Below are 25106 nucleotides of genomic sequence, written 5' to 3'. Positions count from 1 at the left end.
TCAGACCCGGGCTTGCGTCCTTAAGGCGGGGTGCGGCGCAAAGGCTCCGGCTTGTGGCGTCTCCGCCTCGCGCCGTGCCAGCGAATTGCGAAGCAGGGCCAGCGTTTCGCGTCCTACCGTCGCGATCTCGCGCGGCGTGTCGACGCCGGCAATCATGAATTCATCGATACCGAGTCCGGTATAGGCCAGCAGCGATAGCGCGACCTGGGCCGGCGGCCCGGACAGGTCGACCGCCTTGTGGCCGGCGGCGGACGCCCCTTGGTGGATCCTGACCGGAAGCGCGAAGCGCAATTTGCCGGCGCGGCCATGTTCGGCGGCTGCGGCGCGCACCCGCTCCATCAGCCGGCCGACCTCATCGATCGAGCCCGGCGCCAATTCGAAGACATCGGCATGGCGGGCGGCCACTCTGAGCGCGGTTCCGGATTGGCCGCCCATGCGAATGGAAAGGTCAGCGCCATGCGGGCCCTTGCGCTCGATGTAGCCACCCTTGATGCTGTAGAACGCGCCCTCGTGGTCGAAGGGCCGGTCGTTCGACCAAAGCCGTTTCAGCAGCACCAGATATTCGTCGATGCGCTGCCAGATGACTGTGTGCCCGACCGGCCGTGTTTCGGCATCGTCGTCGCTCAACGGCTCGCTGAGCATCCGCAGTGCCAGCCGGCCGCCGCTCCTGGCATCGATGGCGGCCAGTTGTCTCGCAGCCACGGTCGGGTCGACCACCCCGGCCCAATGGGTGAGGACGACCTCCAGCGACGAGGTTCGGTCAAGCACCTGCGCGGCGATATCCATGTTCGTGAGCAGGCCCGCCGTGTCGTCGACGATGATCTTCTGGAAGCCGCCATCCTCGATCAGGCCAAGCTTTGTCGCCGTCTCGGCGAAGTCGTAGAAGAAGGGAGCCGAGCTATCGGCGTGGGTCTTGCCTGGAACATGCGTGAACTCGATCAGCATTGCCATCTCCTCCATCACTGATGCGGTCAATCGATCGGAATGCGGCCGCGCGGGTTCACCCCGCGACTCGGGTTCGTTCAACTCCGGATGCTGGAAAGTGGCGGTGAGCCGCCTTTACTCAGGCAATAAGACCCAGGACAATTGCCGCGGTGAACACGAATGCGAGGGCAAAGACGACATAGGCAAAGGCACCCGCATAGGCTGGACGGAAGGCCTGGGTATCGGCCAGCCTCTGGTCGCCGCGATCCGTCTGTGCGTTCTGGATATAGGACATATCGACCTCCGTCTCGCTGATTACTCTATAAAATCAGTAGACATTGTCGATTGCTATTTTTCGGCGGTTGTAGGGAAATTTTCCCTCGAAAGAGGCCATTCGCAGTATCTCATGCTACTGAATGCTCCGCAGCCCGGGTGTTGGCCCGGAGCACTGATGCACTTTGCGTCGGCTCGTCCCAGGCGCGCGCGGCGTCTGGACCGGCGCTTGCCTGCCCCTCCGCCACGCTATGGCGACGATGGACCGTGTAGCTTGGCCATCCGACGCGGGCGCGATAGCATCCCCCACGCACAGGAAATGCATCAACAATGGGGAGCAGCAGCATGGGCACAAGACTGGCCGGCAAGGTCGCCATCGTTTCGGGCGGCGCCACGGGAATGGGCGGGGCGGCATCCGAGCTGTTCGCCGCGGAAGGCGCCAGGGTGGCGATCATCGACCGCAATGGCGAGGCAGCCGCGACCACCGCGGCGGCGATCCGTGCGCGTGGCCATGTCGCCGAGCATTTTGTCGCCGATGTCTCCGACGAGGCGCAGGTCGAGGCGGCGGTGAAGGGTGCGACCGAAAAGCTCGGCCCGGTTACGGTGCTGTTCAACCATGCCGGCACGATCGTTATCAAGCCCTTCCTGGAGACCACCGTTCAGGAATGGGATTGGCTGCACGCCGTCAATGTCCGCTCGATGTTCCTGATGACGCGCGCCGTGCTGCCCGGCATGATCGCGGCCGGTGGCGGTTCGATCGTCTGTACCTCGTCCATCTCCGCGGTGGCGGCGACACCGATGGAGGTGCTCTACGACACCACCAAGGGCGCCTGCCACATGTTCGCTCGCGCCATCGCCGTCGAGTTCCGCGACCGCAACATCCGCTGCAACGCCGTCTGTCCCGGCTTCATCCGCACGCCGCACGGCCTGCGCGAGGTCGCGGACCTCGGCAGGCTCGGCGTCGACGTTTCCGACGCAGCACTTGCCGCGCAGCAGGGCCGCATCGGCGAGCCGGAAGAGGTGGCGAAGGCGGCACTTTATCTCGCCAGCGACGAGGCGAGCTTCGTCAACGGCGCGCATCTCTTCGTCGACAACGGCTTTACCGCGATGTGAGTAGCCAAGGCTTGGCGCCTTTCCTCTCCCTCCAGAGGGGGGAGAGGTGGCTCGGCGAAGCCGAGACGGAGTGGGGGAACCACTTGGCAACCGTGGCCAACTTATGCACAAGAACCTCTCTACATCGCGCCGGAGGTCGACCCCCGATCCGTCGAGCTGCGCTCGACACCTTTCCCCCGATCGACGGGGGAGAAGGAAAGGCGCCACGCCTATTACCTCTCTTCCCGTCTAAACGGCTTGAGCAGGGCCGATGGGGCTACCGCATTGCGCGACATCACCGCCATGGCGACGATGGTGAAGATGAAGGGCAGCATGAGGAACGCTTCGTAGGGAATGTGTCCCAGCCCGCTTGCCTGCATGCGCAGTTGTAGCGCATCGACAAAGGCGAACAGCAGCGCCGCTCCCGCCGAGCGCCACGGATCCCAGCGGCCGAAGACGACCAGCGCGATCGCCACCCAGCCGCGACCGGAGACGACGCCGAAGGTGAAGGCGTTGAACTGCGCCATTGACAGGAAGGCGCCCGCCAACCCCATCAGCGCACCGCCGAGAATGACCGCCTGGAAGCGCGTGGCAATGACGCTCACCCCGGCCGAATCGGCGGCGCGCGGGTTCTCGCCGACCATGCGCACCGACAGGCCCCAGGGCGTGCGGTAGAGCACGAAGGCGGCGAGCGGGATGGCGAGGATCGCCATGTAGACCAGCGCGAACTGGTTGAACACCGCCGGCCCCAGAACCGGAATGTCGGACAGGACGGGTATCGGGACTGTTTGGAAACCCTTGATGCTCGGCGGTACCGATTGCTGGCCGAAGATCAGCCGGTAGAGGAAATAGGCAAGGCCCGATGAAAACAGCGTCACACCGATACCGCAGACATGCTGGCTCAAGCCCAGCGCCACGGTGAACACCGCGTGCAGCGCCCCCATCAGCACCCCGGTCAGCAGCGCCGCCAGCACGCCGAGCCACAGGCTGCCGCTGAGGCTTGTAGCGGTGAAGCCGGTCATCGCCGACAGCAGCATGATGCCTTCGATGCCGAGATTGAGCACGCCGGCGCGTTCGCAGAACATTTCGCCCAGCGTTGCAAACGCCAAGGGCGTCGCTATGCGAATGATGGCGGCCAGGAAGCCGACCTGGAAGATCTGTTCCAACACCACGTTCATGAGGCTGCTCCGACGCGGCGGATGCGATAGGCGGTGAACAGCAGCGCCACCAGCATGGCAAGCAGGGCGGTCCCCTGGATGACGTCGCTGAGGAAGGCCGGCACGCCGGTCGCCCGCGACATCGCCTCGGCCCCGGTCATCACGGCGGCGAGGAAGATCGCCGCCGGCACCACGCCCAACGGATTGAGCCGCGCCAGCATGGCGACGACGATGCCGGAATAGCCGTAGCCCGGGGAGAGGTCGCTCATCACCTGGAAATGCACGCCGCCGACCTCACCGACGCCGGCCAGTCCCGCCAGCGCACCCGATAACAAAGCGGTCGAGATCAGAACGCGCTCGACATGGATGCCGCCATAGCGGGCCGCCTCCGGGTTCTCGCCTGTAACCCGGATCCGGAAGCCGAGCGTCGTGCGCGCGATCAGGAACCAGATCAACGGCGCGGCGAGCAGCGCCACGACGACGCCGAGATGCAGCCGCGTGCCTTCGATCAGCACCGGGAAGTTGGCCAAATCCTCGATCGGCGGCGAGATCGGATAGCCGCTGAAGCTATCCTTCCACGGCCCTTCGATCAGGGCCATCAGCGCATAGTAGATGACCGAATTGAGCAGCAGCGAACTGACGACATCGTCGACCTTGAATTTCACCCGCAACGTCGCCGGGACAAGTGCGACCGCCGCCCCCGCGGCCGCTCCAACCACCGCCATCAGCAGCATGGCGAGCGCGCCGGGCATCGGGATGGCGCCGACGAAGCAGCTGGCCACTGCACCGGCCAGCAATTGTCCCTCGCCGCCGATGTTCCAGAATTTGGCCCGGAAGGCGACGGCGACCGCCAGCCCGGTGAAGATCATTGGCGCCGCGCGGACCAGGGTTTCGGTGATGGCGTAGCTGTCTCCGAGCGAGGCCGTGAACATCACGCCGTAGGATTCGAACACGCCCGCCCCGGCAAGCGCGATCAGGCCGCTGCACAGGATGAGCGTGGCCGCGACCGCCAGCAGGGGCAAAGCCAGGTTGAACCAGGCGGGCGTCGACGTGCGGACTTCCAGGCGAAACATCAGCTGTGGCCCTCCGCCCCGGTCATCATCAAGCCGAGCCGCGCGATCGTCGCATCGGCGCTGTTGAGTGTTCCGACGATGCGGCCCTCATACATCACCGCGATCCGGTCGCAGAGCACGAGCAATTCTTCCAGGTCCTCGCCGATGACGATGATGCCGCGCCCCTTGGCCCGCATGTCGAGGAACTTCTCATGGATGAAACGGGCGGCGCCGATATCAAGGCCGCGTGTCGGCTGCGAGACGATCAGCACCTTCGGATCGAAAGCGAGTTCGCGCGCCAGCAGCGCCTTCTGCAAATTGCCGCCCGACAGCGCGCCCGCCCGGGTCATCGGCCCGGGGCACCTGATATCATAGGCCTTGATCTGCGCCTCGGCGAAGGCGCGGATGGCATCGGGCTTGAGCAATCCCCGGCTGCTGAAGGCCGCCGTGCCGATACGCGGCAGCACCATGGAATCCGCGAGCGGCAGGTTCGTCACCAGCCCCGTGGTCATGCGGTCTTCCGGGATGCGTCCGAGCCCAAGCGCCTGCACCTCCCGCGGCGAGAACCGCGTGACCGTCTGGCCGGAGATCGTCATCCGTCCGGTATCGGGCGCGCGCACACCGGAGATCACCTCCGCCAGCGCGCGCTGCCCATTGCCCGACACGCCGGCAATGCCGAGGATTTCGCCGGACCGGACGGCAAGCGAGACGCCGCGCAGCGCCGTGCCTGAATGCTTCGAGGTAGAAATGCCGTCCAGCGTCAGCACCGCCTCGCCGGGCGTCGATGGCCCCCTCGCCGGCGGCACGATCTCGTGCCCGCACATCAGTTGCGCCATGGCACTCGACGTCGTGTTGGCCGGATCATCGACGCGGCCGGCGACGCGCCCAAGCCGCAGCACGGTGCAGCGATGCGTCAGCGCCCGCACCTCGTTGAGCTTGTGCGAGATGAAGATGATGCCGAGGCCTTGCGCTGCCATCGAACGCAACGCCGAGAACAGCCCGTCGACCTCGCTCGGAGCCAGTACGGCCGTCGGCTCGTCGAGGATCAGCAGCCTCGCGCCGCGAAACAGTGCCTTGACGATTTCGAGCCGCTGCTGCTCGCCCACCGACAAGGACGACACGGGCAGATCGGGCTCGAGCATCAGCCCATGCTGGCGGCCGATTTCGGCCAGCCGCTGGAGCCCGCCGGCGCGATCGATCCGTCCGCTCTTGCCGGGAATGCCGATCAACAGGTTCTCCAGCACCGTCAATCGCGGCGCCAGATGAAAATGCTGGTGCACCATGCCGATGCCGGCGGCCAGCGCATCGGCCGAACTGGTGATCCGCACCGGCTTGCCGTGGATCAGGATTTCACCCGCGTCCGGCGCATAGGCTCCGAACAGCACGTTCATCAACGTGGTCTTGCCGGCGCCGTTCTCGCCCAACAGGCCAAGGATTTCGCCGGGCGCGACGCTGAGGTCGACGGCCTCGTTCGCCTTGACGGCGCCAAAGCTCTTGGTGATGCCGCGCATTTCGATGAGTGGGGCGGACAAGAGTGCTCCTGAATTGGGAGGACGGAGCGCGAGGCGCCCCCCTCTGGCCTGCCGGCCATCTCCCCCTCAAGGGGGGAGATTGGATGTCGCGTCGGCTTTCGCCAACCTTCTACGTCTCAGGAAAAGCGCCAAGACCGAAGCAGCCAATCTCCCCCCTTGAGGGGGAGATGCCCGGCAGGGCAGAGGGGGGCGCCTCGCGCCGCCCTCAATTAGGCGTCAATCCGAAACCGGCGTGTTCTCGTCGACATCCACCCGGAAATTACCTTCGAGGATCTCGGCCTTCTTCTTCTCGACCAAATCCTTGACATCAGCCGGCAGCGTCTTGTCGAACTTGTGGTATGGCGCCAGCGAAGAACCGCCCTTGGCCATGCGCGAGAAATCGCCATAGTCCTGGGCGGTGAAGACGCCGGCCTTGACCAGTTTGATTGCCTGTTCGACGGTCGGATACATGTCCCAGACCGGACCGGTGATGACCGTGTCGGGGCCGAGGCTCGACTGGTCCGACATGTTGGAGATGGCGAACACCTTCTTTTCCACGGCCGCCTCGATGACCCCGAAGCGCTCGGCGTAGATGACGTCGGCACCCGCGTCGATCTGGGCGATCGCCGCTTCCTTGGCCTTGGGGGGATCGAAGAAGGAGCCGATGAAGGCGACTTTCTTCTTGATGTTGGGATTGACCTCCTTGGCGCCGGCAAAGAAGGCGTTGACCAGCCGGTTCACTTCGGGAATGCCCATCGCCGCGACGGCGCCGACCGTGCCCGACTTGGACATCTTGCCCGCGATGATGCCGGCGAGATAGGCGGGCTCGTGTATCCAATTGTCGAAGACGCCGAAATTGGGCTCGGCTGGCCCGGCGCCGGAGCCGAACAGGAAGGCGGTCTTCGGGAACTGTTTCGCCGTGCGGCGCGATTCACGCTCGGCGGCGAATGCATCGCCCAGCACCAGCTGGTAGCCGCCCTGCGCATATTCGCGCATCACGCGGCTGAAATCCGCGGTCTGCACCTTCTCGGACCATTTGTATTCGATACCGAGTTCCTTGACTGCCTTCTGCAGGGCGACATGGATCTGGTTGTCCCAGGGCTCCTCGATCGGCGTCGCGAAGATCGCGGCGACCTTCAGCTTCTTGTCCTTGGCGAAGGCAGCGCCCGGCAGCATCGCCGCGGCGAGACCGAGCGCGCCGAGTTCCAGCACAGTGCGTCGCGACAGGCCTTCATGCGCCAGGCGGATTTTGATCTTGCGGTTATCCATTGCAGTCCCCTCTGTTCGACAGCCGTGTCGAGCCGGCTGTTCGCGAAAATGTCAGACGGGCAACTATGGATCGGCTCCGGACCTTTGTCCACATGGTCAAATTTCGACGGCGGTTCTGACCATGAACCGACCTCAATGCTTGATCCGATCCCGCATCGCGTACCACAGCATGCCCAGCACATAGAGCGGCCCGCGCAGCGCCGTGCCGCCGGGGAACGGCATTGGCGTCAGCGTCGACAACAGGTCGAGCCGTGACGCATCGCCGGTGATCGCCTCGGCCAAGAGCTTTCCCGACAGCGTCGACAGGATGACGCCCTTGCCGGAATAGCCATGCGCGAAATAGACCTCGCCATAATGCCCGACATGCGGCAGCCGCGACGTCGTCACAGAGACCAGCCCGCCCCAGGCGTGATCGATGCGGCAGCCCTTTAGCTGCGGGAAAGTTGCTTCCATATGCGGCCGCACGAAGCCGGCAATGTCAGCCGGTGGCGACGGCGTGTAGCGCTCGCCACCGCCGAACAGCAGCCGTCCATCGGCCGACATTCGATAATAGTTGACGACGAAGCGCGTGTCCGACACCGCAACATTGGCCGGGATGACGTTGCGCTCGCCCTGCAGCGGCTCGGTGGCGACGATATAGTTGCCGACCGGCATGATGCGGCTGTTGACGCGCGGCTCCAACCCATTGAGCAGCGCATCGCCCGCCAGCACGACATGCTTGGCCCTAACCGAACCCTTCGCCGTCGAGACCCGGATCGAGGGCTCGCGCTCGAGCTTCACCGCCACCGAATTCTCATGGATGATCACGCCTGCCGCCACTGCCACGCGGGCAAGGCCGAGCGTGTAGTTCAGCGGATGCATGTGGCCGCCGAGCGGCTCATACATTGCGCCTTGATAGGGCGTGTCGACTTTGGCGCGGGCGTCCGCGGCCGACAGGATCTGGACGTCGCGGAATTTCATCACGCTGGCAAGGCATTGCGCCTCTTCTTCCAGATCCCTGAGATCGGACCCGTTTACCGCCCCGACCAGATGACCAGTCAGCCTGAGGTCGCAATCGATGCCATGGCGCTCGATGATGTCGAGCACCAGTCCGCGCGCCTCGAGGGCCAGATCGAACAGCATTTTCGCCCGCTCCGGACCGTAGAGCTTGACCAGTCCTTTGGCGCCCTTGCGCAGGCCGGGGATCATCTGGCCGCCATTGCGCCCCGAAGCGCCCCAGCCGATCTTGCCGCCTTCGAGCACCACCACCTTCAGGCCGCGTTCGGCGGCGTGAAGCGCGGCGGAAAGCCCCGTGCAGCCGCCGCCGACCACCACCAGGTCGGCATCTACATCGCCAAGCAGCGCCGGATGGTCCGGAGCCGGGTTGGCGGTCGCGACATAGTAGGATTTTCCTATATCGAGGCCGGAATTGAAGCCGGTTGCACTGGAGGCCATGATCACACCTTCAAAAGAAGGTGGTCGCGTTCCCAACTCGTAACCACGCTCTGGAACAGGTCGAGCTCGACGCTCTTGACGCGCAGGTAAGTCTGGAAAAAATCCTCGCCGAGCAGTTTCCGCACCGGCTCGCAAGCCTCGAAACGATCCAGCGCCTCCTCCATGGTTTTGGGTAGCGTGCTCTTGATCTTGTAGGCATTGCCCGACGCTTCGGCCGAGCGCGCGAGCTTCTGCTCGATACCGAGATAGCCCGCCAGAAGCGAACCGGCGATCGCCAGATAGGGATTGCAGTCCGCGCCTGGCAGCCGGTTTTCCACCCGCCTGGCAGCGCGGCCGCCGGCCGGCACGCGCAGGCCGCAGGAGCGGTTGTCGTGCGACCATTCGATGTTCGCCGGCGCGCTATGGTTCGGCCTTATGCGGCGAAACGAGTTCACATTGGGCGCGAACAGCGGCATGATCTCGGGCACGTATTTCTGCAGCCCGCCGATGAAGTGGCCGAACATCTCGGTGTCGGCATCGTCGGCGGTGGCAAACAGCGCATTGCCCGCCTCATCGACAACGGACATGTGCAGATGCATGGAACTGCCGGCCTGAGCTGCGATCGGCTTGGCCATGAAGGTGGCATGCATGCCGCATTGCTGTGCGGCCTGGCGCGTCAGGCGCTTGAACAGCAGCACCTTGTCGGCCAGCGGCAGTGCATCCCCATGCAGGAGATTGATCTCCAACTGCGCTGTGCCCGATTCATGAATCAGCGTGTCGAGCGGCAGCCCGGCGGCCGCGGCATAATCATAGACGCGCCGCATCACCGGCTCGAATTCCTCGAGTGCAGCCATGTCATAGGGGTGCTGCACCCCCTCGGCCCGGCCATTGGCGCCGACCGGGGCCGCCAACGGCCGATCGGGATCTGGATTGGGCGCCGTCAGATAGAATTCGACCTCCGGCGCCACCACCGCGCGCCAGCCGCGCTGCCTGTAGAGATCGAGCACGGCGCGCAGCACATGGCGCGGCGAGGCCATCCACGGCCGGCCGTCCATGTGGAAGGCATCGGCGAAGACATAGGCCTTGCCGGCAGCGGCACCGGGCGCCAGACAGAGCGTCGACAGGTCAGGCACCATGCGCATGTCCGGGTCCGAATAGGCAAAGCCCTCGTCGATCGAGCCGGAATAGCGGCCGTCAATGCTGACCAGGAAGGCGCTGCTCGGCAGAAACAGCGCGCGGTCTTCAAGCGCCCTGAGGAATTTCGCCGTCGGCAGCGCCTTGCCGCGCAGCACCCCATTCATGTCTGGCACCAGGCACTCGACCTCGTTGATGCCGTGTTGGGCCAGCCAGGCCCTTGTGCCGTTGGAGATTGCGGTTGCATCCGTGTTCTTGTCAGGCATTTCGTTCATGTCCGCATCTGAGAGGTCAGTGGTCTGCGCGGCCCAGCGGTTCCCGGTTTCAGAACCGGCTCCGCCATCGTCCCTCAGGCGCAGGCGCCCGAAGCACGCATGAAAGAGCCGCCGAGATCTATTGTGCCGGCGCTGGCTCCGCCCGTGCGCGTCAGGCCAGTTCGAACCGCTCCACCGCCCGCATGACGCCGCGCAGCTCTGCCAGCCCCTTCAGGCGACCGATCAGCGAGTAGCCGGGGTTGATCCTGGTCTTGCCGATATCGTCGGCGAGCAGATGGCCGTGGTCGGGGCGCATCGGTATGCGCCAATCGACCCTGCCCTGCGCGCGCCGCCGCGCCTCTTCCTTCATCAGCGCCAGGACGACATCCGCCATGTCGGTGGAGCCCTCCAGGTGCTCCGCCTCGAAGAAGGAACCATCCTCCTCGCGCGTCACGTTGCGCAGATGCGCGAAATGGATCTTCGGCGCGAACTCCGCGATCATCGCGACAAGGTCGTTGTCGGCCCGCACGCCGTAGGAACCTGTGCAGAAAGTCAGTCCGTTGGCCGGACTGTCGACCGTCTCCAGGATGAAACGCGCATCCTGCGCCGTGGAAACGACGCGCGGCAGCCCGAACAGCGAAAAGGGCGGATCGTCCGGGTGGATGCACATGCGGGCGCCGACGTCCTCGGCAACGGGGATGATCTCGTTCAGGAACCAGGCCAGGTTGGCGCGCAACTCCGCCGGGCCGATCGTGTCGTAATCGGCGAGCGCCTCGCGCATCGTCTCGCGATTGTATTTGCGCTCGGTCGCCGGCAACCCGGCAATGAGATTGCGTTCCACGCTGGCGATCTGTTCTTCGCTCAGGCTCTTCAGCCGGGCCTCCGCCTGCTTGAGACGCTCCGGGCTGTAGCTCGCCTCGGCATTCCGGCGCTTCAGCACGAACACATCATAGGCGGCGAAATCGATCGCATCGAAGCGCAGGGCATAGCCGGTCGTCGGCAGCCGGTAGGCGAGATCGGTCCGGGTCCAGTCGACCACCGGCATGAAATTGTAGCAGATCGTGGAGATGCCGGCATTAGCCAGCGCCCGGATCGTGTCCTTGTAGAAGCCCGCGTAACGCTGCCGCTCGGCCGAGCCTATCTTGATCGAATTGTGGACGGGGATGCTCTCCACCACCGACCAGGTCAGCCCCGCCGCCTCGATGATACGCTTGCGCTCCAATATGGCGTCGAGAGGCCAGGCGCTGCCGTCGTAGATATTGTGCAGAGCCGACACGATACCCGTCGCCCCGGCCTGTTTGACATGATCGAGCGTGACCGGATCGTCCGGACCGTACCAGCGCCAGCATTGTTCCATGATTGTCTCTTGTGTGGTTGCGACGCTTCATATTGTCGGGCAACCCATATTGTCGGACAACAATGGCGAGTCAAATCGGAGTTTCGGCAATGAAGGATTTCGACGGCAAGGTCGCCTTGGTGACGGGGACGACCGGGATAGGCCTAGCCAGCGCCAGGCGCCTCGCGGCCGGCGGCGCGGCGATCCTCGCCTGCGGCATCGACGCGCGCGCCAACGCGGCCATGCAGGCTGAACTGAACGAGGCGGGCTTCGGCGCGCTGGTGGTGACAGCCGACGTCGCCGTGCCTGACGAGGTGGCCAAGGCAATCGCCGCCGGCGTCGCACGCTTCGGCGGGCTGGACGTCATCGTCAACTCGGCCGCCGTGCATCCCTATGGCACGGCGACGACCACGGATTTCGAGACATGGAACCGGACGATGTCGGTCAATGTCGGCTCGATCTACCTGACGGCGCGCTTCGGCATTCCCGAAATGATCAAGCGGGGCGGCGGCGCAATCGTCAATGTCGCCTCGGTGCAGGGCCACGCCTGCCAGCAGGACGTAGCCGCCTACGCCACGACCAAGGGCGCGATCCACACGCTGACGCGCTCGCTCGCGCTCGACTATGCGCGCCAGGGCATCCGCGTGAACTCGGTCAGCCCGGGCTCCATCCGCACGCCGATCCTCGAACGGGCCGCGCGTGGCGCCGACGGCACGGACGCCGATGTCGAGGCGGCTTTCAGGCGCTTCGGCGAGGCGCATCCCCTCGGTCGCATCGGCGAGCCCGAGGAAGTGGCCGAACTCATCGCCTTCCTGTGCTCGTCGAAGGCGGGCTTCTGCACCGGGGCCGACTACAAGATCGATGGCGGCCTGACTGCCGGCATCGGCGTCAAGTGAACGTAGGCCCAGCGCCTTCAAACCCCGCACCTGCCTGATCAGGCTGTTGCGTCGGGTTCCCAGCTGCCGGTCCCGGCCATCCGCTTCAGGAGAGGCGCCGGCCTGAACACATCCTTGCCGGTCTGCCGATGCCAGTATTCCAGCCGCTCGATGATCTTGCCCGCCCCTTCAAGCCCCGCCCAGAACATCGGACCGCCCTTGCCGACGGGAAAGCCATAACCATTGACCCAGACGACATCGATATCGGAGGCGCGCGCGGCTATTCCTTCCTCGAGGATCTTGGCACCCTCATTCACCAGCGGATAGAGCGTGCGCTCGATGATCTCCCCGGCGCTGATCGCGCGCGCCGCGATGCCGCGCTCCGCCGCCTTCTCACGGATCAACGTCTCGACCTCCGGATCGGCAACCGGCGAGCGCGCGCCGGCCTCGTAGAGGTAGAAGCCGCGGCCGGTCTTCTGGCCGAAACGACCTTGCTCGCAGAGCGTATCGGCGATCACCGCGGCCTGCCCGCGTGCCTTGCGGTTGCGCCAACCGATGTCGAGACCGGCGAGATCGCCCATCTGGAACGGCCCCATCGGCCAGCCGAAATCGGTGAAGGCCTTGTCGATCTGTCCTGGCGTGGCGCCTTCCAGCAGCAGCGCCTCGGATTCCGACCCCCGCGCCGCCAGCATGCGGTTGCCGACAAAGCCGTGGCAGACGCCGACGACGACGGCAACCTTGCCGATCCGCCGCGCCATGTCGACTGCGGTCGACAGCGCGTCCGGCGCCGTCTTCTGCGCCCGCACGATCTCCAGCAGTTTCATGACATTGGCCGGTGAGAAGAAGTGCAAGCCGAGCACATCTTGCGGGCGCGAGGTTGAGGCGGCGATTTCGTTGATATCGAGATAGGACGTGTTGGTGGCAAGGATGGCGCCGGGCTTGGCGACCGCATCCAGCTTGCCGAAAACCTCCTTCTTGACCGCCATGTCCTCGAACACCGCCTCGATGATCAGATCGCAATCCGCAAGGTCGGCATAGTCGGTCGAACCCTTGAACCGGCTCAGCCGCTCGTCCCTTGCCTCTTCGGTCAAGGACCCGCGCGTGACGGAAACGGTATAGTTCTTCTCGATCGTTCCCATTCCGCGTCGCAGCTCCTCATGGCTGGTCTCCAGCAGGGTCACGGGATAGCCGCCATTGGCGAAGGCCATGGCGATGCCGCCGCCCATTGTGCCGGCGCCGATGACGCCGACGCGCCCGATCCGGCGCTTGGAGGTATCCTTGCCGGGAAACTTTGCCGCCTCGCGTTCGGCGAAGAACAGGTGCCGCTGCGCCCGCGACTGGTCGCCGCCGACAAGGGTCACGAACAGCGCGCGCTCCGCCGCCAAGGCCTCGTTGAAAGGCAGCGTGACGGCATTGCGCACGGCGCGCGCGCAGGCGATCGGCGCGTCGAGCCCACGCGCCTTCTTGGCGAGTTCCGCAACCTCGGCATCGAAGGCGGCAAGGTCCGTCTCCTTCAGCCCCTCATCGCGGTCACGCACCGGCTGGAAGGGCCCGCCCTTGCGAGCGATTTCCCGGGCGAAGTTCACGGCGTGCGTGGTCAGGCCGCCTTCGAAGACGGCATCGACGAGACCATCTTCATGCGCTTGCGCCGCGCCGATTGGCACTCCCGAAACGATCATCCTGAGCGCCTTCACGGCTCCGACGAGGCGCGGCAGCCGGACCGTACCGCCGCCGCCCGGCAAGATGCCGAGCTTGACTTCGGGCAAGCCGAGTTTGGCCCCGGTGTCGGCAACCCGAAAATGGCAGCCAAGCGCCAGTTCCAGCCCGCCGCCCAGCGCCGTGCCGTGGATGGCGGCGACGGTTGGCTTGGCTATGGTCTCCAGCGTTGCGATGATGGCCCTGAGCTCGGGCTGCTGCATCGGCTTGCCGAATTCGGTGATGTCGGCTCCGGCGATGAAGGTCCGGCCGGCGCAGGCGATGACAATGGCGGCGACGGATGGATCGTCGCGCAACTCGATCAGCGCCTGCATCAGCGGCTCGCGGACATGAAAGCTCAGCGCGTTGACCGGCGGATTGTCGATGGTGACGATGGCGACATCGCCGTCGCGGTTGAGCTTCAGGGAATTGGACAAGGAAGACCTCCCGGCAATGCTGCGGCTTCACGCCGCCGACCGCATTTACAGCGCCCCGGCTCGGAAGGGAACTGGGCGCCGACCCCAACGGCAGGCTTTGAACGGCCTGCGCGGCGACGGCCTCGGCGGCAACCGCGACCGAGTGGAGAAGGCAGCCGTCGGAATCGGGCTATCGCACCGCCTTCTGCCCGCCCGCCGCCGTGATCACCCCGACGATGATCAGCCCGGTCAGCAGCAGACGCACCCCGGCGCTGACGCCGAACGTGTTGAGCATGGTCAATAGCAGGACCAGGAACAGAGCGGCACCCCACACGCCCGGCACATTGGCCTTGCCGCCCGCCACGGAGGTGCCGCCGATGACCACCACGGCGATCGAAGCCAGCAAATATTCATTGCCGATGTCGATATTGGCGCCGCGGAAATAGCCGGCAAGCAGCGCACCGTCTATGCCGCCGAGCGCCCCTGACAAGGTGTAGGTGAGGAATCGGATTCGGCCGACATTGACGCCCGCAAGCCAGGCGGCGCGAATGTTCTGGCCGATGGCCAGCACCGAGCGTCCATAGATCATGCGCTGCAACGCGATGGCCGCACCCACGGTGAACAGGACGGTGAGGATCGCCAGCACAGGTATGCCAAGGATCTGGAGATTGGCGAAATCGGCGAAGCCGGCCGGCGGCTTGATCTGCAGGCCACGCCCGTAGCTGATATCGATCGACTGGATGATGAAGCTCGCCGACAGAGTGGCGATGATCGGCGGGATGCGCAGCGCCCAGATCAGCAGATAGTTGACTGCGCCGATCGCGGCGCCGCAGGCCAGCGCCGCCAGCAGGCCGACAAGGATCATGGAATCGCTGCCGCCCATGACCTTCATGGCCACCGCGCTGGCCAGGCCGATATTGGCCGGCAGGGAGAGGTCGACATTGCCGGGTCCGAGCGTGATGACGAACATCTGTCCGACGCCGACGATGACCGTGAACACCGCCAGCGACAGCGCCGCGGTCACCATGCCGCCGGCGCCATAGCCGCCGGTGAAGATGATGGTCGCCAGCCACACGACGATCGCGCCGAGGAAGGACCAGACCCAGGGTTTGGCGACGAGCGATTTTGCCGAGCTCATCGCTTACCTCTCCCTGCGGCTGATCAGCACCCGCGCCGCCAGCACGATGATCAGGATGGCGCCGTTGGCCGCCACCTGCCAGTCGGGCGGAATGTGCATAAAGGTGAGCAGCGGCGACGCGGCCAGCGCCAACGTCAATGCGCCGATCACCGCGCCGATCGGCGACACCCGGCCGCCGACGAATTCGCCGCCGCCGAGGATGACGCCGGCGATCGCCAGCAGCGTGTAGCCATTGCCGATATTGGCGTCGGCCGAGGTTGTGATGCCGATCAGCGCCATGCCCGAGAGCACGCCGAACAGCCCGGCCAGCGAAAACAGCACGATCTTGGTCTTCACCAGCGACCAGCCGGCCCGCCCCAGCGCTGCCGGATTACCACCCGAGCCGCGCAGGATCACGCCATAGGAAGTCCGCATCAGGCCGAAATGGACGATGAGCCCGATCAGCAGCGCCGCGATGATCGGGAACGGCACGAAGGGCGGCTTGAGCGCCATGATCGACAGCAGCCAGTCCGGCGCCTTGCCGCCCGGCTTCGGCAAGACGAGAATGGCCAGTCCCTGCCAGACGAAGCTCATGCCGAGCGTCACCACGATCGACGGCAGATTGCGCAGCTGGATCAACGCGCCGAGCAGGGCGTAGACCCCGATCGACCCGAGCAGGATGAGAACGCCGACAAGCGGCGCGTCCCTCAGCCAGGTCGCGGTGACGCAGCCGACGAAGCCGACGAAGGTGCCGATCGACAGATCGAGCTCGTTGCCCGCGATGACGAACATCTGCGCGATCGTCGCCAGCGCGATCGGAATCGCCAGGTTGAGCATCAGGCTGAAGCCGAAATAGCTGATGGCGCGTGGGTTGAGCCAGGCGATGGCGATCAGCACCAGAGCCAGCGACAGCGCCGGGAGCAATCCGCGCAGCAGGCGCGCCCGCGCCAACGCCCCACGCTCGGCAGAATTTCTGGCGGTGGTATCGATGCTGGCAGCTGTCATTTCAGGCCGCATCGCCGAAGGAGGATTGGATGATCTTCTCCTCGGTCAGTTCGTCGCGGCCCAGATTGGCGACGATCCGGCCGTTCTTGAAGACATAGATGTGATCGCAATTGTCGAGCTCTTCGGTTTCCGTCGTGTACCAGAGGAAGGTGCGGCCGTTCCGCGCCTCCTCGCGCACGAGATCGTAGACCTCCAGCTTGGTGCCGATATCCACGCCGCGCATCGGATCGTCCATCAGCACGATCTGTGCGTCGGAGCCGAGCGCACGCGCAAAGAGCGCTTTCTGCTGGTTGCCGCCCGACAGCGAGAAGATGTTGTTGTTCATATCCGGGGTGCGGATGCCGATCTTCTTTTGCCAGAACTGAGCGAGTTCGGCTTCCCTGCGCGGCGAGATCAGCAGCCCGTTGCGCAGCCGCGCCAGCGACCGGATGCCGATATTCTCGGATATCGACCATTGCGGGAAGATGCCGTCCGACTGGCGATCGCCGGCGACCAGCGCCACCGGCGCGGTTACCTCGACCCCTGCCCTTGGTCGCGATGCGGCAGCGAAGATCGCCAGCAGCAGGTCGGTCTGTCCGTGTCCCGCCAGCCCGGCCAGGCCGATGACCTCGCCCGCACGAGCGACCAGCTCGGCACCGTCCTTCTGCCCGGAGGGACGCGCCCGGACCCGCAGCGGATTGGTTTCTGACTTGGCGGTGGCGGCTTCGGCCGCGATCTTCCGATGCGCTTCCGCGCCGCCCATCGCCGTCACCAGCCGGTCGCGGTCGAAGGCAGTGGCGGCGTCGGTGACAACCACCTTGCCATCGCGCATCACCACGATGCGGTCGGCATTCCTGAGCACTTCGCCCAGCACATGCGAGATCAGGATGCAGCTTTTCCCGCCAGCGACGAAGCGGCGCATGAAGGCCAGCAGCTGCCCGGCCGTATGCGAGTCGAGCGACGATGTCGGTTCGTCGAGGATGACCAGGTCGAGCCGGTCCTGCGTCACCGTGAAGGCGCGCGCCACTTCGACCATCTGGCGCCGGCCGATCGAAAGGTCGCCGACAATGTCCCAAGGCGAAATGCCGTGGCCCGGAAAGATCTCGTCGAGCTTGCCGGCGATCAGCTCGGCCGCCTTGCGCCGCCAGCCGAAGCCCTGCAGCGAGGCGTGGTTGATACGCGTGTTCTCGGCGACGCTGAGATTGGGGCACAGCGACAATTCCTGGAACACGCAGCGTATGCCGAGCTTTTGCGCCCGCGACACCGAGTAATTGTCCTCGATGCCGCCATGCACGCCGATCGTGCCGCTGTCGGGGACGCTGGTGCCCGCCACCATGTGCATCAGCGTCGACTTGCCGGCGCCATTGTGGCCGACAAGGCCGACGCATTCGCCGGGGCCGACATGGAAATCCACCCCGCCCAGCGCCCTGACGGCGCCGAAATGCTTTTCGGCACCGTCAAGTCTTACAATATCTGTATTGGCGGCGCCGAAATGTTTTTCGGCGCCGTTCAACCTCATGATGTCGGCGTTACCTTCAGCCACGCTCAACGATACCTGCTCGATGGTCCGGTCGGCAACGCTTCCAGTCTCACTTGATGTTGGCTTTGATCGCCGCCAGCGCGTCTTCCTGGGTATATTCGTGCGTGGCTACGCCGCCTTCCTTGATCTTGGGCAGGGCTGCCTCGAAATCGTCCTGGGTGAAGGCCAGATACGGCACGAGCAGGTCGTGCGGAATGTCCTTGCGTCCGTCGAGCACCTGTTGCGCCACCCAGAAGGCGAGCGACGACACACCGGGCGCGATCGATGCCGACCAGGTCTGGTAGCCGTCCTTGTCCTTCTGCTCCTTCCACCATTTCAGCTCGTCCTGACGGTTGCCCATGATGATGGTCGGACGCGGCTTTCCGGCGGCGGCGAAGGCCTGCGCGGCACCGTAACCGTCACCGCCCTGATCGACGACGCCGACGATTTCGGGCAGCGACGGCAGGATGGTGGCGACCGCCTTCTGCGCGGTAGTCTGGTCCCAGTCGCCGGTGACCGAACCGACGATCTTGAACTCGGGATGCGCGGCGACGCCCTCGAGGATGCCGGCATGGATGGCGTCGTCGATCGACGTGCCGGCCAGGCCGCGGATTTCCAGCAAATTCCCGCCCTTGGGCTGGAACTTGGCCATCTGCTCGATTTCCTGCTTGCCCATATCCTTGAAGTCGACGACCACACGGTAGGCGCAGGGCTCGGTGACGATTCCGTCGAACGAGACGACGACGATACCGGCATCGCAGGCCTGCTTGATGGCGCCGTTGAGCGCGTCCGGCGAGGCGGCGTTGATGACGATCGCGTCATAGCCCTGCAGGATGAGGTTCTGCACCTGGGCCGCCTGCGTCGGCACTTCCTTGTCGGCGGTGGTGAAGATGTCGGCCGCGCCGACGACCTTGTCCTCAACCGCCTTCTTGGTGACGATGCCATAGCTGTCGAGCATCGCCTGGCGCCACGAATTGCCGGCATAGTTGTTGGAGAAAGCGATCTTCTTGCCGCTAGTGTCGGCAAATGCCGTGCCCGAGGCGAGCATCGCGGCAAGGGCACCCAATACGAATAGTCTCTTCATGTCATACTCCTCCCAAGAGTTACTGGTGGTGGTGATTCGTCGATAATGAGTGGCTCGATTTCCTGTTTTTTATCTATTGTCAGACAAATGCAGATGGCCGGCAAACTGTCAACTGCATTCGGCGGGAGCCCGTCGATCAACTTGCGGTGCGATGATTGAAAAGGGCTGGCCATTCTGGTCTAGGGAATAGGCCAGGAGAGAACGAGACAGAATGCCAGTGACGCCAGATGTTGCTCCCGGCGCCCCCGGGATTCCGGCGCGCTGGACATCGAGCGCCAAGAGTGGGGTCGGGACCTCGCTTTCGCCGGCCGGGCTGGTCTGGTTCACGCTCAGCCACGGCATCCTCAACGAGGTCTACTATCCGCGCGTCGACAGCGCCTGCACCCGCGACCTCGGCCTGATCGTCACCGGCCCCGGCGGCTATTTTTCGGAAGAAAAGCGCCACGCGACCCACCTCATCGAACCGTTCGAGGATGGCGTCCCGGCCTACAGGCTGATCAACACCGCCCTCGACGGCGCCTACAGGATCGAGAAGCGTGTTCTCGCCGATCCGGCGCGGCCGGCGCTGCTGCAGGAGATCATCTTCACCTCACTGACGGGCAGGCCCGGCGACTATCGCGTCCACGCCCTGCTGGCGCCGCATCTTGTCAATGCCGGTATGGGCAACACGGCCTGGGCCGGCAGCCACAAGGGCAAGCCGGTGCTTTTTGCCTCCGGGCGCGGCATCTGCCTGGCATTTGCCTCGTCGCTGCCCTGGCGAACCGCGTCGGCCGGCTATGTCGGCGTCTCCGACGGCTGGCAGCAACTGCGGCATGCAGGCAAGCTCGACCCGGCCTGCCTGCGCGCCGAGGACGGTAATGTCGCGCTGACCGGCGAGATCGGCTTTACCCCGGCCCGGACAAGGGCCGTTCTGGCCTTGGCTTTTGGAGCATCGCCCGACGAGGCCGCCGAGAATGCCTTCGCCAGCCTGAAGCGCGGTTTTGCAGCGGCGGCGAAATCCTATGTCGGGAATTGGCGCAAATGGCAGGCGTCCTTGCTACCGTTGGACCTCAATATTGGAGCCGAGATCAACTTCTACCGTGTCTCGACCGCCGTCCTGGCCACACACCAGGCGATCACCATGCCGGGCGCTGCTGTCGCCAGCCTGTCCATCCCCTGGGGCTTCGACAAGGGCGACGACGACCTCGGCGGCTATCATCTCGTCTGGCCGCGCGATCTGGTCGAGACAGCCGGCGGCTTTCTCGCCGCCGGCGATGCGGCTGCGGCACTGCGGGTCCTGGATTATCTGCGCTCCATCCAGCAGCCGGACGGCCACTGGCCGCAGAACGCCTGGCTCGACGGTGCCGCCTATTGGCCCGGCATCCAGATGGACGAGTGCGCCTTTCCGCTGCTGCTGGGCGACGCCCTGCGTCGCGCCGACGCCCTGCCGCCGGCCAGGCTCCTGGCTTTCCTGCCGATGATCGAGAGCGCCGCCGGCTATGTCGCGCGCAACGGTCCCGTCACCGGAGAGGACCGCTGGGAAGAGGATGCCGGCTACAGCCCCTTCACGCTTGCCGTCGAGATCGCCGCGCTGCTGGCGGCGGCCGACCTCCTCGACGCATGCGGCAAGCCCGATCCCGCGGCCTACCTGCGAGAGACGGCCGACTGCTGGAACGACCAGGTCGAGCGCTGGACCTATGTCGCCGGAACGGAAATCGGCCGCCAGGCGGGCGTCGCCGGCTATTATGTCCGCATCGCGCCGCCAGACAGCGCCGAGGCCGGGTCGCCGAAGGACGGCTATGTCCCGATCAAGAACCGGCCGCCCGGCGACAGCGACCGGCCCGCCGAGGAAATCGTCAGCCCGGACGCGCTGGCGCTGGTGCGCTTCGGCCTGCGAGCGGCCGACGATCCGCGCATCGTCGACACGGTCAAGGTCATCGACGCGCGATTGCGCCGCGACCTGCCGCAAGGCCCGCTCTGGTACCGCTACAATGGCGACGGTTATGGCGAGCACGAAGATGGGTCACCCTTCGACGGCACCGGCCAGGGCCGGCCGTGGCCGCTGCTGGCGGGAGAGCGCGCCCATTACGAACTGGCGGCCGGCCGCAAGGATGAGGCGGCCGCGCTGCTCGGCGTGATGGAAGGTTCGACGGGGCCGGGCGGCCTGCTGCCGGAACAGGTCTGGGACGGCGCCGACCTGGCCGAGCGCGAATTGCTGCATGGGCGCCCCTCCGGAAGCGCCATGCCGCTGGTCTGGGCGCATTCGGAGCATATCAAGCTGTTGCGATCGCTGCGCGACGGCGTCGTCTTCGACATGCCGCCGCAGGGCGTCAAGCGCTACATCGAGGACAAGACCGCATCGCCTTTCAGGACATGGCGGTTCAACAACAAGATCCGCTGGCTGCCCGAGGGCAAGACCCTGCGCATCGAACTGCTCGCCGCGGCGACGATTCACTGGAGTACCGACAATTGGGCGAATGCCCGTAACAGCGACACGGTGGAGAACGCATTCGGCATTCATTTGGCCGATCTGCCCACGGCCGGCCTCCGCAAGGGAAGCACCATCGTGTTCACTTTTTTCTGGCCCGGAACCGGCGATTGGGAGAATGTCGACTTCTCCATTACGTCAGGCGCCCCAGATAGCCACTAGATCTCCCCGACAACAGCAGTTTTTATCAGACACAGGGACGAAACCATGCAGATCGGAATGATGGGACTTGGCCGGATGGGCGCCAACATGGTCCGGCGGCTGATGCGCGACGGCCACGAATGCGTCGTCTACGACATCAACCCCGCCAGCGTATCGGCCCTGGTGACCGACGGCGCGCTGGGTGCGGCGTCCATGGCGGAATTCGTCAGCAAGCTGGCCAGGCCGCGCTGCGTCTGGCTGATGCTGCCGGCGGCCATCACCGGCAGGATCATCGACCAGGTCGCCTCGCTGATGGAACCCGGCGATATCGTCATCGACGGCGGCAATTCATACTATCACGACGCCGTCGACCAAGCCGCGAAATTGGCCACCAACGGCATCCATCTTGTCGATGTCGGCACCAGCGGCGGCGTCTGGGGGCTGGAGCGGGGCTACTGTCTGATGATCGGCGGCCCGGACGTGGCAGTCCAACATCTCGATTCGGTCTTCGCCACGCTGGCGCCAGGCGCGGACGCCGGCGCGCCTGCCCCCGACCAGACGGCAGGCACGGCGCCCTTCGGCTATCTGCATTGCGGGCCAAGCGGCGCCGGCCATTTCGTCAAGATGGTGCATAACGGCATCGAATATGGCGTCATGGCCGCCTATGCAGAAGGCATGAACATCCTGAAATCGGCCAATGCCGGCAAACGGCCGCGCACGGCGGATGCGGAGACCAGCCCGCTGGAAAACCCGCAATACTACCAGTTCGACATCGACCTCGCGGAAGTGGCGGAGGTCTGGCGGCATGGCAGCGTCATCGGTTCCTGGCTGCTCGACCTGACAGCAGGCGCACTTGCATCCGACCCCACATTGGCGAATTTCGGTGGGCGGGTTTCGGATTCGGGTGAAGGCCGCTGGACGCTGAAGGCGGCGATCGACACCGGCGTGCCGGCGCCGGTGCTGTCCTCGGCGCTGTTCGACCGCTTCTCCTCGCAAGGTGAATCCGAATTCGCCGACAAGCTGTTGTCGGCCATGCGTTATGCCTTCGGCGGGCATGTCGAGAAGCCGAAGGGCGGCAAATGATGGTGGCAAGGGAGACGCGCGCATGAGCCCGGAACGGTCCGATACGCTGGTGCTTTTCGGGGCCACCGGCGACCTCGCCCACAAGAAGATATTTCCCGCCCTCTACCGGATGGTCGCCAAGGGAACGCTCACCGAACCGGTGATCGGCGTGGCCTTCGACGCCTGGGATTTGAAGCAGCTGCAGGACCGGGCGCGCGATGGCATCGTCAAGACGCTCGGCACGATCGACGAACAGGTCTTCGCCAAGCTGGCCTCGCTGCTTCGCTATGTCAGCGGCGACTATCGCGACTCGGCCACGTTCGAAAAACTGAAGATCGCGCTCGGCAGCGCCCAGCGGCCGCTGCACTACATGGCAGTGCCGCCGACCATGTTCGAGACAGTCGTCCAGGGGCTGGAGCAATCCGGCACCGCGCACGGCGCCCGGCTGATGGTGGAAAAACCCTTCGGCCACGACTTGCAGTCGGCGCGCTGGCTCAACCGCGTCCTGCACCTTGTGTTCGACGAGCAGTCCATCTTCCGCATCGACCACTATCTCGGCAAGGAGGCGATCCAGAACCTGCTCTATTTCCGCTTCGCAAACTCCTTCCTCGAGCCGATCTGGAACCGCAACTACGTCGAGAGCGTGCAGATCACCATGGCCGAGGATTTCGGTGTCGAAGGCCGCGGACGCTTCTATGACGATGTCGGCGCCATTAGGGACGTCATCGAGAACCACCTGCTAAACATCCTGTTGCTGCTCGCCATGGAGCCGCCGGTCGGTCGCTCGGCCGACGATTTGATCGACGAGAAGGTGCAGGTGCTGCGGGCGATCCGGACCCTGACCAAGGACGATGTGGTGCGCGGTCAGTTCACGGGCTACCTCGCCGAGCCCGGCGTCAGGCCGAATTCCCCGGTCGAGACCTTCGCCGCGGTGCGCTTCTTTGTCGACACATGGCGCTGGCAGGATGTGCCGTTCTTCATCCGCGCCGGCAAGAACATGCCGGTGCATGTCACCGAGGTGGTGGTGCGGCTGAAACGGCCGCCCCTCGACGTGTTCGACCCGATCAAGCCCGCCGACCAGAATTACGTTCGCTTCCGCATCGACCCGCAGGTGGTGATCGCCATCGGCGCCCAGCGCAAGGAGGCCGGCGACGACATGATCGGCGAACAGGTCGAACTGACCGCTCTCGATGATAGCAAGGCCGACATGCCGCCCTATGAGCGGCTGATCGGCGACGCCATGAACGGCAATGGTCAGCTCTTCACCCGACAGGATGCCAGCGAACTTGCCTGGCGCATTGTCGGCCCTGTGCTGGGTGACACGACGCCGCCCCATCTTTACGAGCCACTGACATGGGGACCGGCCGATGTCATGAACAGCTTCGCGCCGCCCAATGGCTGGATCGATCCGGTGAAGTGAAGGGCAGCGCGATGGGCAGTCCAGTGGAGCGCCCCCAGGCGGACGCCGGCCAGATCGTGCTGGTGGTCGACATTGGCGGCTCTCACGTCAAGATCCTGACCAGCGCCGGCGGCGAAGTGCGTCGTGCTGATTCCGGATCTGGGCTCACGCCTGGCGAGCTCGTCGATGCGGTGAACAAGCTTGCCGACGGCCTGTCCTACGACGTCGTCTCCATGGGTTATCCCGGGCCGGTCGGGCGTGACAGGCCGCTGGCCGACCCCGCCAATCTCGGCCCCGGTTGGGCCGGCTACGATTTCGCCGCGCGATTCGGCAGGCCGGTGAAGATGGTCAATGACGCGTTGATGCAGGCTATCGGCAGCTATGACGGTGGGCGCATGCTGTTTCTCGGGCTGGGAACCGGCCTCGGCGCCGCCATGATCGTCGCCAATGTCGCCCAGCCGATGGAGCTTGCCCACCTTCCCTACAGGAAGGGCAAAAGCTTCGAGGACTATGTCGGCGAACGCGGCCTGGTAAAACACGGCAAGAAGAAATGGCGCGGATATGTTTTCGACGTCGTTGACCGGCTCCGCGCCGCCATGCAGCCGGACTATGTCGTGATCGGCGGCGGCAATGTCGACAAGCTCGATGAATTGCCGACCGGTGCAAGGCGCGGCGACAACACACGCGCCTTCGAGGGCGGATTTCGTTTGTGGCGCGACAAAGCGCTGATAGTCTGATATTGTTATTATTCAGTATAGTTGTTCAAAACAACGTGTGATCGCGATACCAAGTCATTGCATTGGCCAGAGTCGCCGACTAGGAATTCCGCGCCACAACCTCGCCGCTCGTCCTCTGGAAGAGCACATAATGTCGCGGCATTTGATTTTGCGCATGATCCTTTCCGGAGATCGAACCCGATTTTCAGCTCATAC

20 protein-coding genes are annotated in these 25106 nt (G+C 65.0%); 6 read left to right on the top strand and 14 right to left on the bottom strand.

Annotated elements, in window-relative coordinates; translation table 11 throughout:
* The gene (locus tag LB513_RS06680) at positions 1–945 is read right to left on the bottom strand and encodes an LLM class flavin-dependent oxidoreductase (RefSeq protein WP_224662672.1); all 945 of its coding nucleotides are present in this window, start codon (positions 943–945) and stop codon (positions 1–3) included.
* 118 nt (positions 946–1063) lie between these two features.
* Positions 1064–1219 carry a hypothetical protein gene (locus LB513_RS06675; protein ID WP_224662671.1) on the bottom strand — a complete coding sequence of 52 codons (156 nt, stop codon included), beginning with the start codon at positions 1217–1219 and terminating at the stop codon, positions 1064–1066.
* Between the two features lie 323 nt (positions 1220–1542).
* Between LB513_RS06675 and LB513_RS06670 the strand changes: the two genes are divergently transcribed.
* On the top strand, positions 1543–2310 hold the full coding sequence (locus LB513_RS06670; protein WP_224662670.1) for an SDR family NAD(P)-dependent oxidoreductase: 768 nt from the start codon (positions 1543–1545) through the stop codon (positions 2308–2310).
* A 212-nt stretch (positions 2311–2522) separates the two neighbouring features.
* Here LB513_RS06670 and LB513_RS06665 read toward each other — a convergent pair whose 3' ends face one another.
* From LB513_RS06665 to uxuA, 7 genes are all read right to left on the bottom strand, one after another.
* Entirely contained in the window at positions 2523–3467 is a 945-nt protein-coding gene (locus LB513_RS06665) for an ABC transporter permease (protein ID WP_224662669.1), read from the bottom strand.
* Positions 3464–4519 carry an ABC transporter permease gene (locus LB513_RS06660; RefSeq protein ID WP_224662668.1) on the bottom strand — a complete coding sequence of 352 codons (1056 nt, stop codon included), beginning with the start codon at positions 4517–4519 and terminating at the stop codon, positions 3464–3466. Before LB513_RS06660 ends, LB513_RS06665 begins: the two co-directional genes overlap by 4 nt.
* The gene (locus tag LB513_RS06655; RefSeq protein ID WP_224662667.1) at positions 4519–6030 is read right to left on the bottom strand and encodes an ABC transporter ATP-binding protein; all 1512 of its coding nucleotides are present in this window, start codon (positions 6028–6030) and stop codon (positions 4519–4521) included. Before LB513_RS06655 ends, LB513_RS06660 begins: the two co-directional genes overlap by 1 nt.
* 216 nt (positions 6031–6246) lie before the next feature.
* Entirely contained in the window at positions 6247–7278 is a 1032-nt protein-coding gene (locus tag LB513_RS06650; protein ID WP_224662666.1) for a BMP family protein, read from the bottom strand.
* A 132-nt stretch (positions 7279–7410) separates the two neighbouring features.
* The gene (locus tag LB513_RS06645) at positions 7411–8712 is read right to left on the bottom strand and encodes an NAD(P)/FAD-dependent oxidoreductase (protein WP_224662665.1); all 1302 of its coding nucleotides are present in this window, start codon (positions 8710–8712) and stop codon (positions 7411–7413) included.
* Positions 8713–8714: 2 nt separating this feature from the next.
* Positions 8715–10091, bottom strand: a complete 1377-nt coding sequence (locus tag LB513_RS06640; protein ID WP_318011179.1) for a glutamine synthetase family protein — start codon at positions 10089–10091, stop codon at positions 8715–8717.
* Positions 10092–10251: 160 nt separating this feature from the next.
* Positions 10252–11436: a mannonate dehydratase gene (uxuA, locus tag LB513_RS06635; RefSeq protein WP_224662663.1), complete on the bottom strand. Its 1185-nt coding sequence runs from the start codon at positions 11434–11436 to the stop codon at positions 10252–10254.
* 89 nt (positions 11437–11525) lie between these two features.
* On the opposite strand from uxuA, the gene LB513_RS06630 reads away from it, so the two are divergent.
* Entirely contained in the window at positions 11526–12311 is a 786-nt protein-coding gene (locus LB513_RS06630; RefSeq protein ID WP_224662662.1) for an SDR family NAD(P)-dependent oxidoreductase, read from the top strand.
* Between the two features lie 38 nt (positions 12312–12349).
* Here LB513_RS06630 and LB513_RS06625 read toward each other — a convergent pair whose 3' ends face one another.
* From LB513_RS06625 to LB513_RS06605, 5 genes are all read right to left on the bottom strand, one after another.
* The gene (locus tag LB513_RS06625) at positions 12350–14422 is read right to left on the bottom strand and encodes a 3-hydroxyacyl-CoA dehydrogenase NAD-binding domain-containing protein (protein WP_224662661.1); all 2073 of its coding nucleotides are present in this window, start codon (positions 14420–14422) and stop codon (positions 12350–12352) included.
* Positions 14423–14591: 169 nt separating this feature from the next.
* A complete protein-coding gene (locus tag LB513_RS06620; RefSeq protein WP_224662660.1) occupies positions 14592–15539 on the bottom strand; it encodes an ABC transporter permease in 948 nt (315 codons plus the stop codon).
* Between the two features lie 3 nt (positions 15540–15542).
* The gene (locus tag LB513_RS06615; protein WP_224662659.1) at positions 15543–16523 is read right to left on the bottom strand and encodes an ABC transporter permease; all 981 of its coding nucleotides are present in this window, start codon (positions 16521–16523) and stop codon (positions 15543–15545) included.
* Between the two features lies 1 nt (position 16524).
* Positions 16525–18021 carry a sugar ABC transporter ATP-binding protein gene (locus tag LB513_RS06610; protein WP_224662897.1) on the bottom strand — a complete coding sequence of 499 codons (1497 nt, stop codon included), beginning with the start codon at positions 18019–18021 and terminating at the stop codon, positions 16525–16527.
* Between the two features lie 70 nt (positions 18022–18091).
* A complete protein-coding gene (locus LB513_RS06605) occupies positions 18092–19105 on the bottom strand; it encodes an ABC transporter substrate-binding protein (RefSeq protein ID WP_224662658.1) in 1014 nt (337 codons plus the stop codon).
* Positions 19106–19316: 211 nt separating this feature from the next.
* Here LB513_RS06605 and LB513_RS06600 point away from each other — a divergent pair, with 211 nt between their 5' ends.
* From LB513_RS06600 to LB513_RS06585, 4 genes are read left to right on the top strand one after another with little or no spacing between them, the layout of a single operon-like run.
* The gene (locus LB513_RS06600; protein ID WP_224662657.1) at positions 19317–21734 is read left to right on the top strand and encodes a glucan 1,4-alpha-glucosidase; all 2418 of its coding nucleotides are present in this window, start codon (positions 19317–19319) and stop codon (positions 21732–21734) included.
* 45 nt (positions 21735–21779) lie between these two features.
* Complete coding sequence (gene gnd / locus LB513_RS06595; protein WP_224662656.1) at positions 21780–22796, top strand: phosphogluconate dehydrogenase (NAD(+)-dependent, decarboxylating); 1017 nt, start codon at positions 21780–21782, stop codon at positions 22794–22796.
* Between the two features lie 22 nt (positions 22797–22818).
* Complete coding sequence (zwf, locus tag LB513_RS06590; protein WP_224662655.1) at positions 22819–24195, top strand: glucose-6-phosphate dehydrogenase; 1377 nt, start codon at positions 22819–22821, stop codon at positions 24193–24195.
* A gap of 11 nt (positions 24196–24206) precedes the next feature.
* Positions 24207–24911, top strand: coding sequence for an ROK family protein (locus LB513_RS06585; RefSeq protein ID WP_224662654.1), 705 nt, complete (start codon positions 24207–24209; stop codon positions 24909–24911).
* The last annotated feature ends 195 nt before the right edge of the window (positions 24912–25106 follow it).

The sequence above is a fragment of the Mesorhizobium sp. ES1-1 genome (genome assembly GCF_020164785.1).
Taxonomy (GTDB): domain Bacteria; phylum Pseudomonadota; class Alphaproteobacteria; order Rhizobiales; family Rhizobiaceae; genus Mesorhizobium.
The sequence above is the reverse complement of the archived record's forward strand: the minus strand, read 5'-3'. Positions and strand labels throughout refer to the sequence as shown.

Bases quoted from the DNA above. Each gene is read 5' to 3' on its own strand.
- LB513_RS06680 (WP_224662672.1), bottom strand. From the start codon at position 945: ATGCTGATCGAGTTCACGCATGTTCCAGGCAAGACCCACGCCGATAGC.
- LB513_RS06675 (WP_224662671.1), bottom strand. From the start codon at position 1,219: ATGTCCTATATCCAGAACGCACAGACGGATCGCGGCGACCAGAGGCTG.
- LB513_RS06670 (WP_224662670.1), top strand. From the start codon at position 1,543: ATGGGCACAAGACTGGCCGGCAAGGTCGCCATCGTTTCGGGCGGCGCC.
- LB513_RS06665 (WP_224662669.1), bottom strand. From the start codon at position 3,467: ATGAACGTGGTGTTGGAACAGATCTTCCAGGTCGGCTTCCTGGCCGCC.
- LB513_RS06660 (WP_224662668.1), bottom strand. From the start codon at position 4,519: ATGTTTCGCCTGGAAGTCCGCACGTCGACGCCCGCCTGGTTCAACCTG.
- LB513_RS06650 (WP_224662666.1), bottom strand. From the start codon at position 7,278: ATGGATAACCGCAAGATCAAAATCCGCCTGGCGCATGAAGGCCTGTCG.
- LB513_RS06645 (WP_224662665.1), bottom strand. From the start codon at position 8,712: ATGGCCTCCAGTGCAACCGGCTTCAATTCCGGCCTCGATATAGGAAAA.
- LB513_RS06640 (WP_318011179.1), bottom strand. From the start codon at position 10,091: ATGCCTGACAAGAACACGGATGCAACCGCAATCTCCAACGGCACAAGG.
- uxuA (WP_224662663.1), bottom strand. From the start codon at position 11,436: ATGGAACAATGCTGGCGCTGGTACGGTCCGGACGATCCGGTCACGCTC.
- LB513_RS06630 (WP_224662662.1), top strand. From the start codon at position 11,526: ATGAAGGATTTCGACGGCAAGGTCGCCTTGGTGACGGGGACGACCGGG.
- LB513_RS06620 (WP_224662660.1), bottom strand. From the start codon at position 15,539: ATGAGCTCGGCAAAATCGCTCGTCGCCAAACCCTGGGTCTGGTCCTTC.
- LB513_RS06615 (WP_224662659.1), bottom strand. From the start codon at position 16,523: ATGACAGCTGCCAGCATCGATACCACCGCCAGAAATTCTGCCGAGCGT.
- LB513_RS06610 (WP_224662897.1), bottom strand. From the start codon at position 18,021: ATGAGGTTGAACGGCGCCGAAAAACATTTCGGCGCCGCCAATACAGAT.
- LB513_RS06605 (WP_224662658.1), bottom strand. From the start codon at position 19,105: ATGAAGAGACTATTCGTATTGGGTGCCCTTGCCGCGATGCTCGCCTCG.
- LB513_RS06600 (WP_224662657.1), top strand. From the start codon at position 19,317: ATGCCAGTGACGCCAGATGTTGCTCCCGGCGCCCCCGGGATTCCGGCG.
- gnd (WP_224662656.1), top strand. From the start codon at position 21,780: ATGCAGATCGGAATGATGGGACTTGGCCGGATGGGCGCCAACATGGTC.
- zwf (WP_224662655.1), top strand. From the start codon at position 22,819: ATGAGCCCGGAACGGTCCGATACGCTGGTGCTTTTCGGGGCCACCGGC.
- LB513_RS06585 (WP_224662654.1), top strand. From the start codon at position 24,207: ATGGGCAGTCCAGTGGAGCGCCCCCAGGCGGACGCCGGCCAGATCGTG.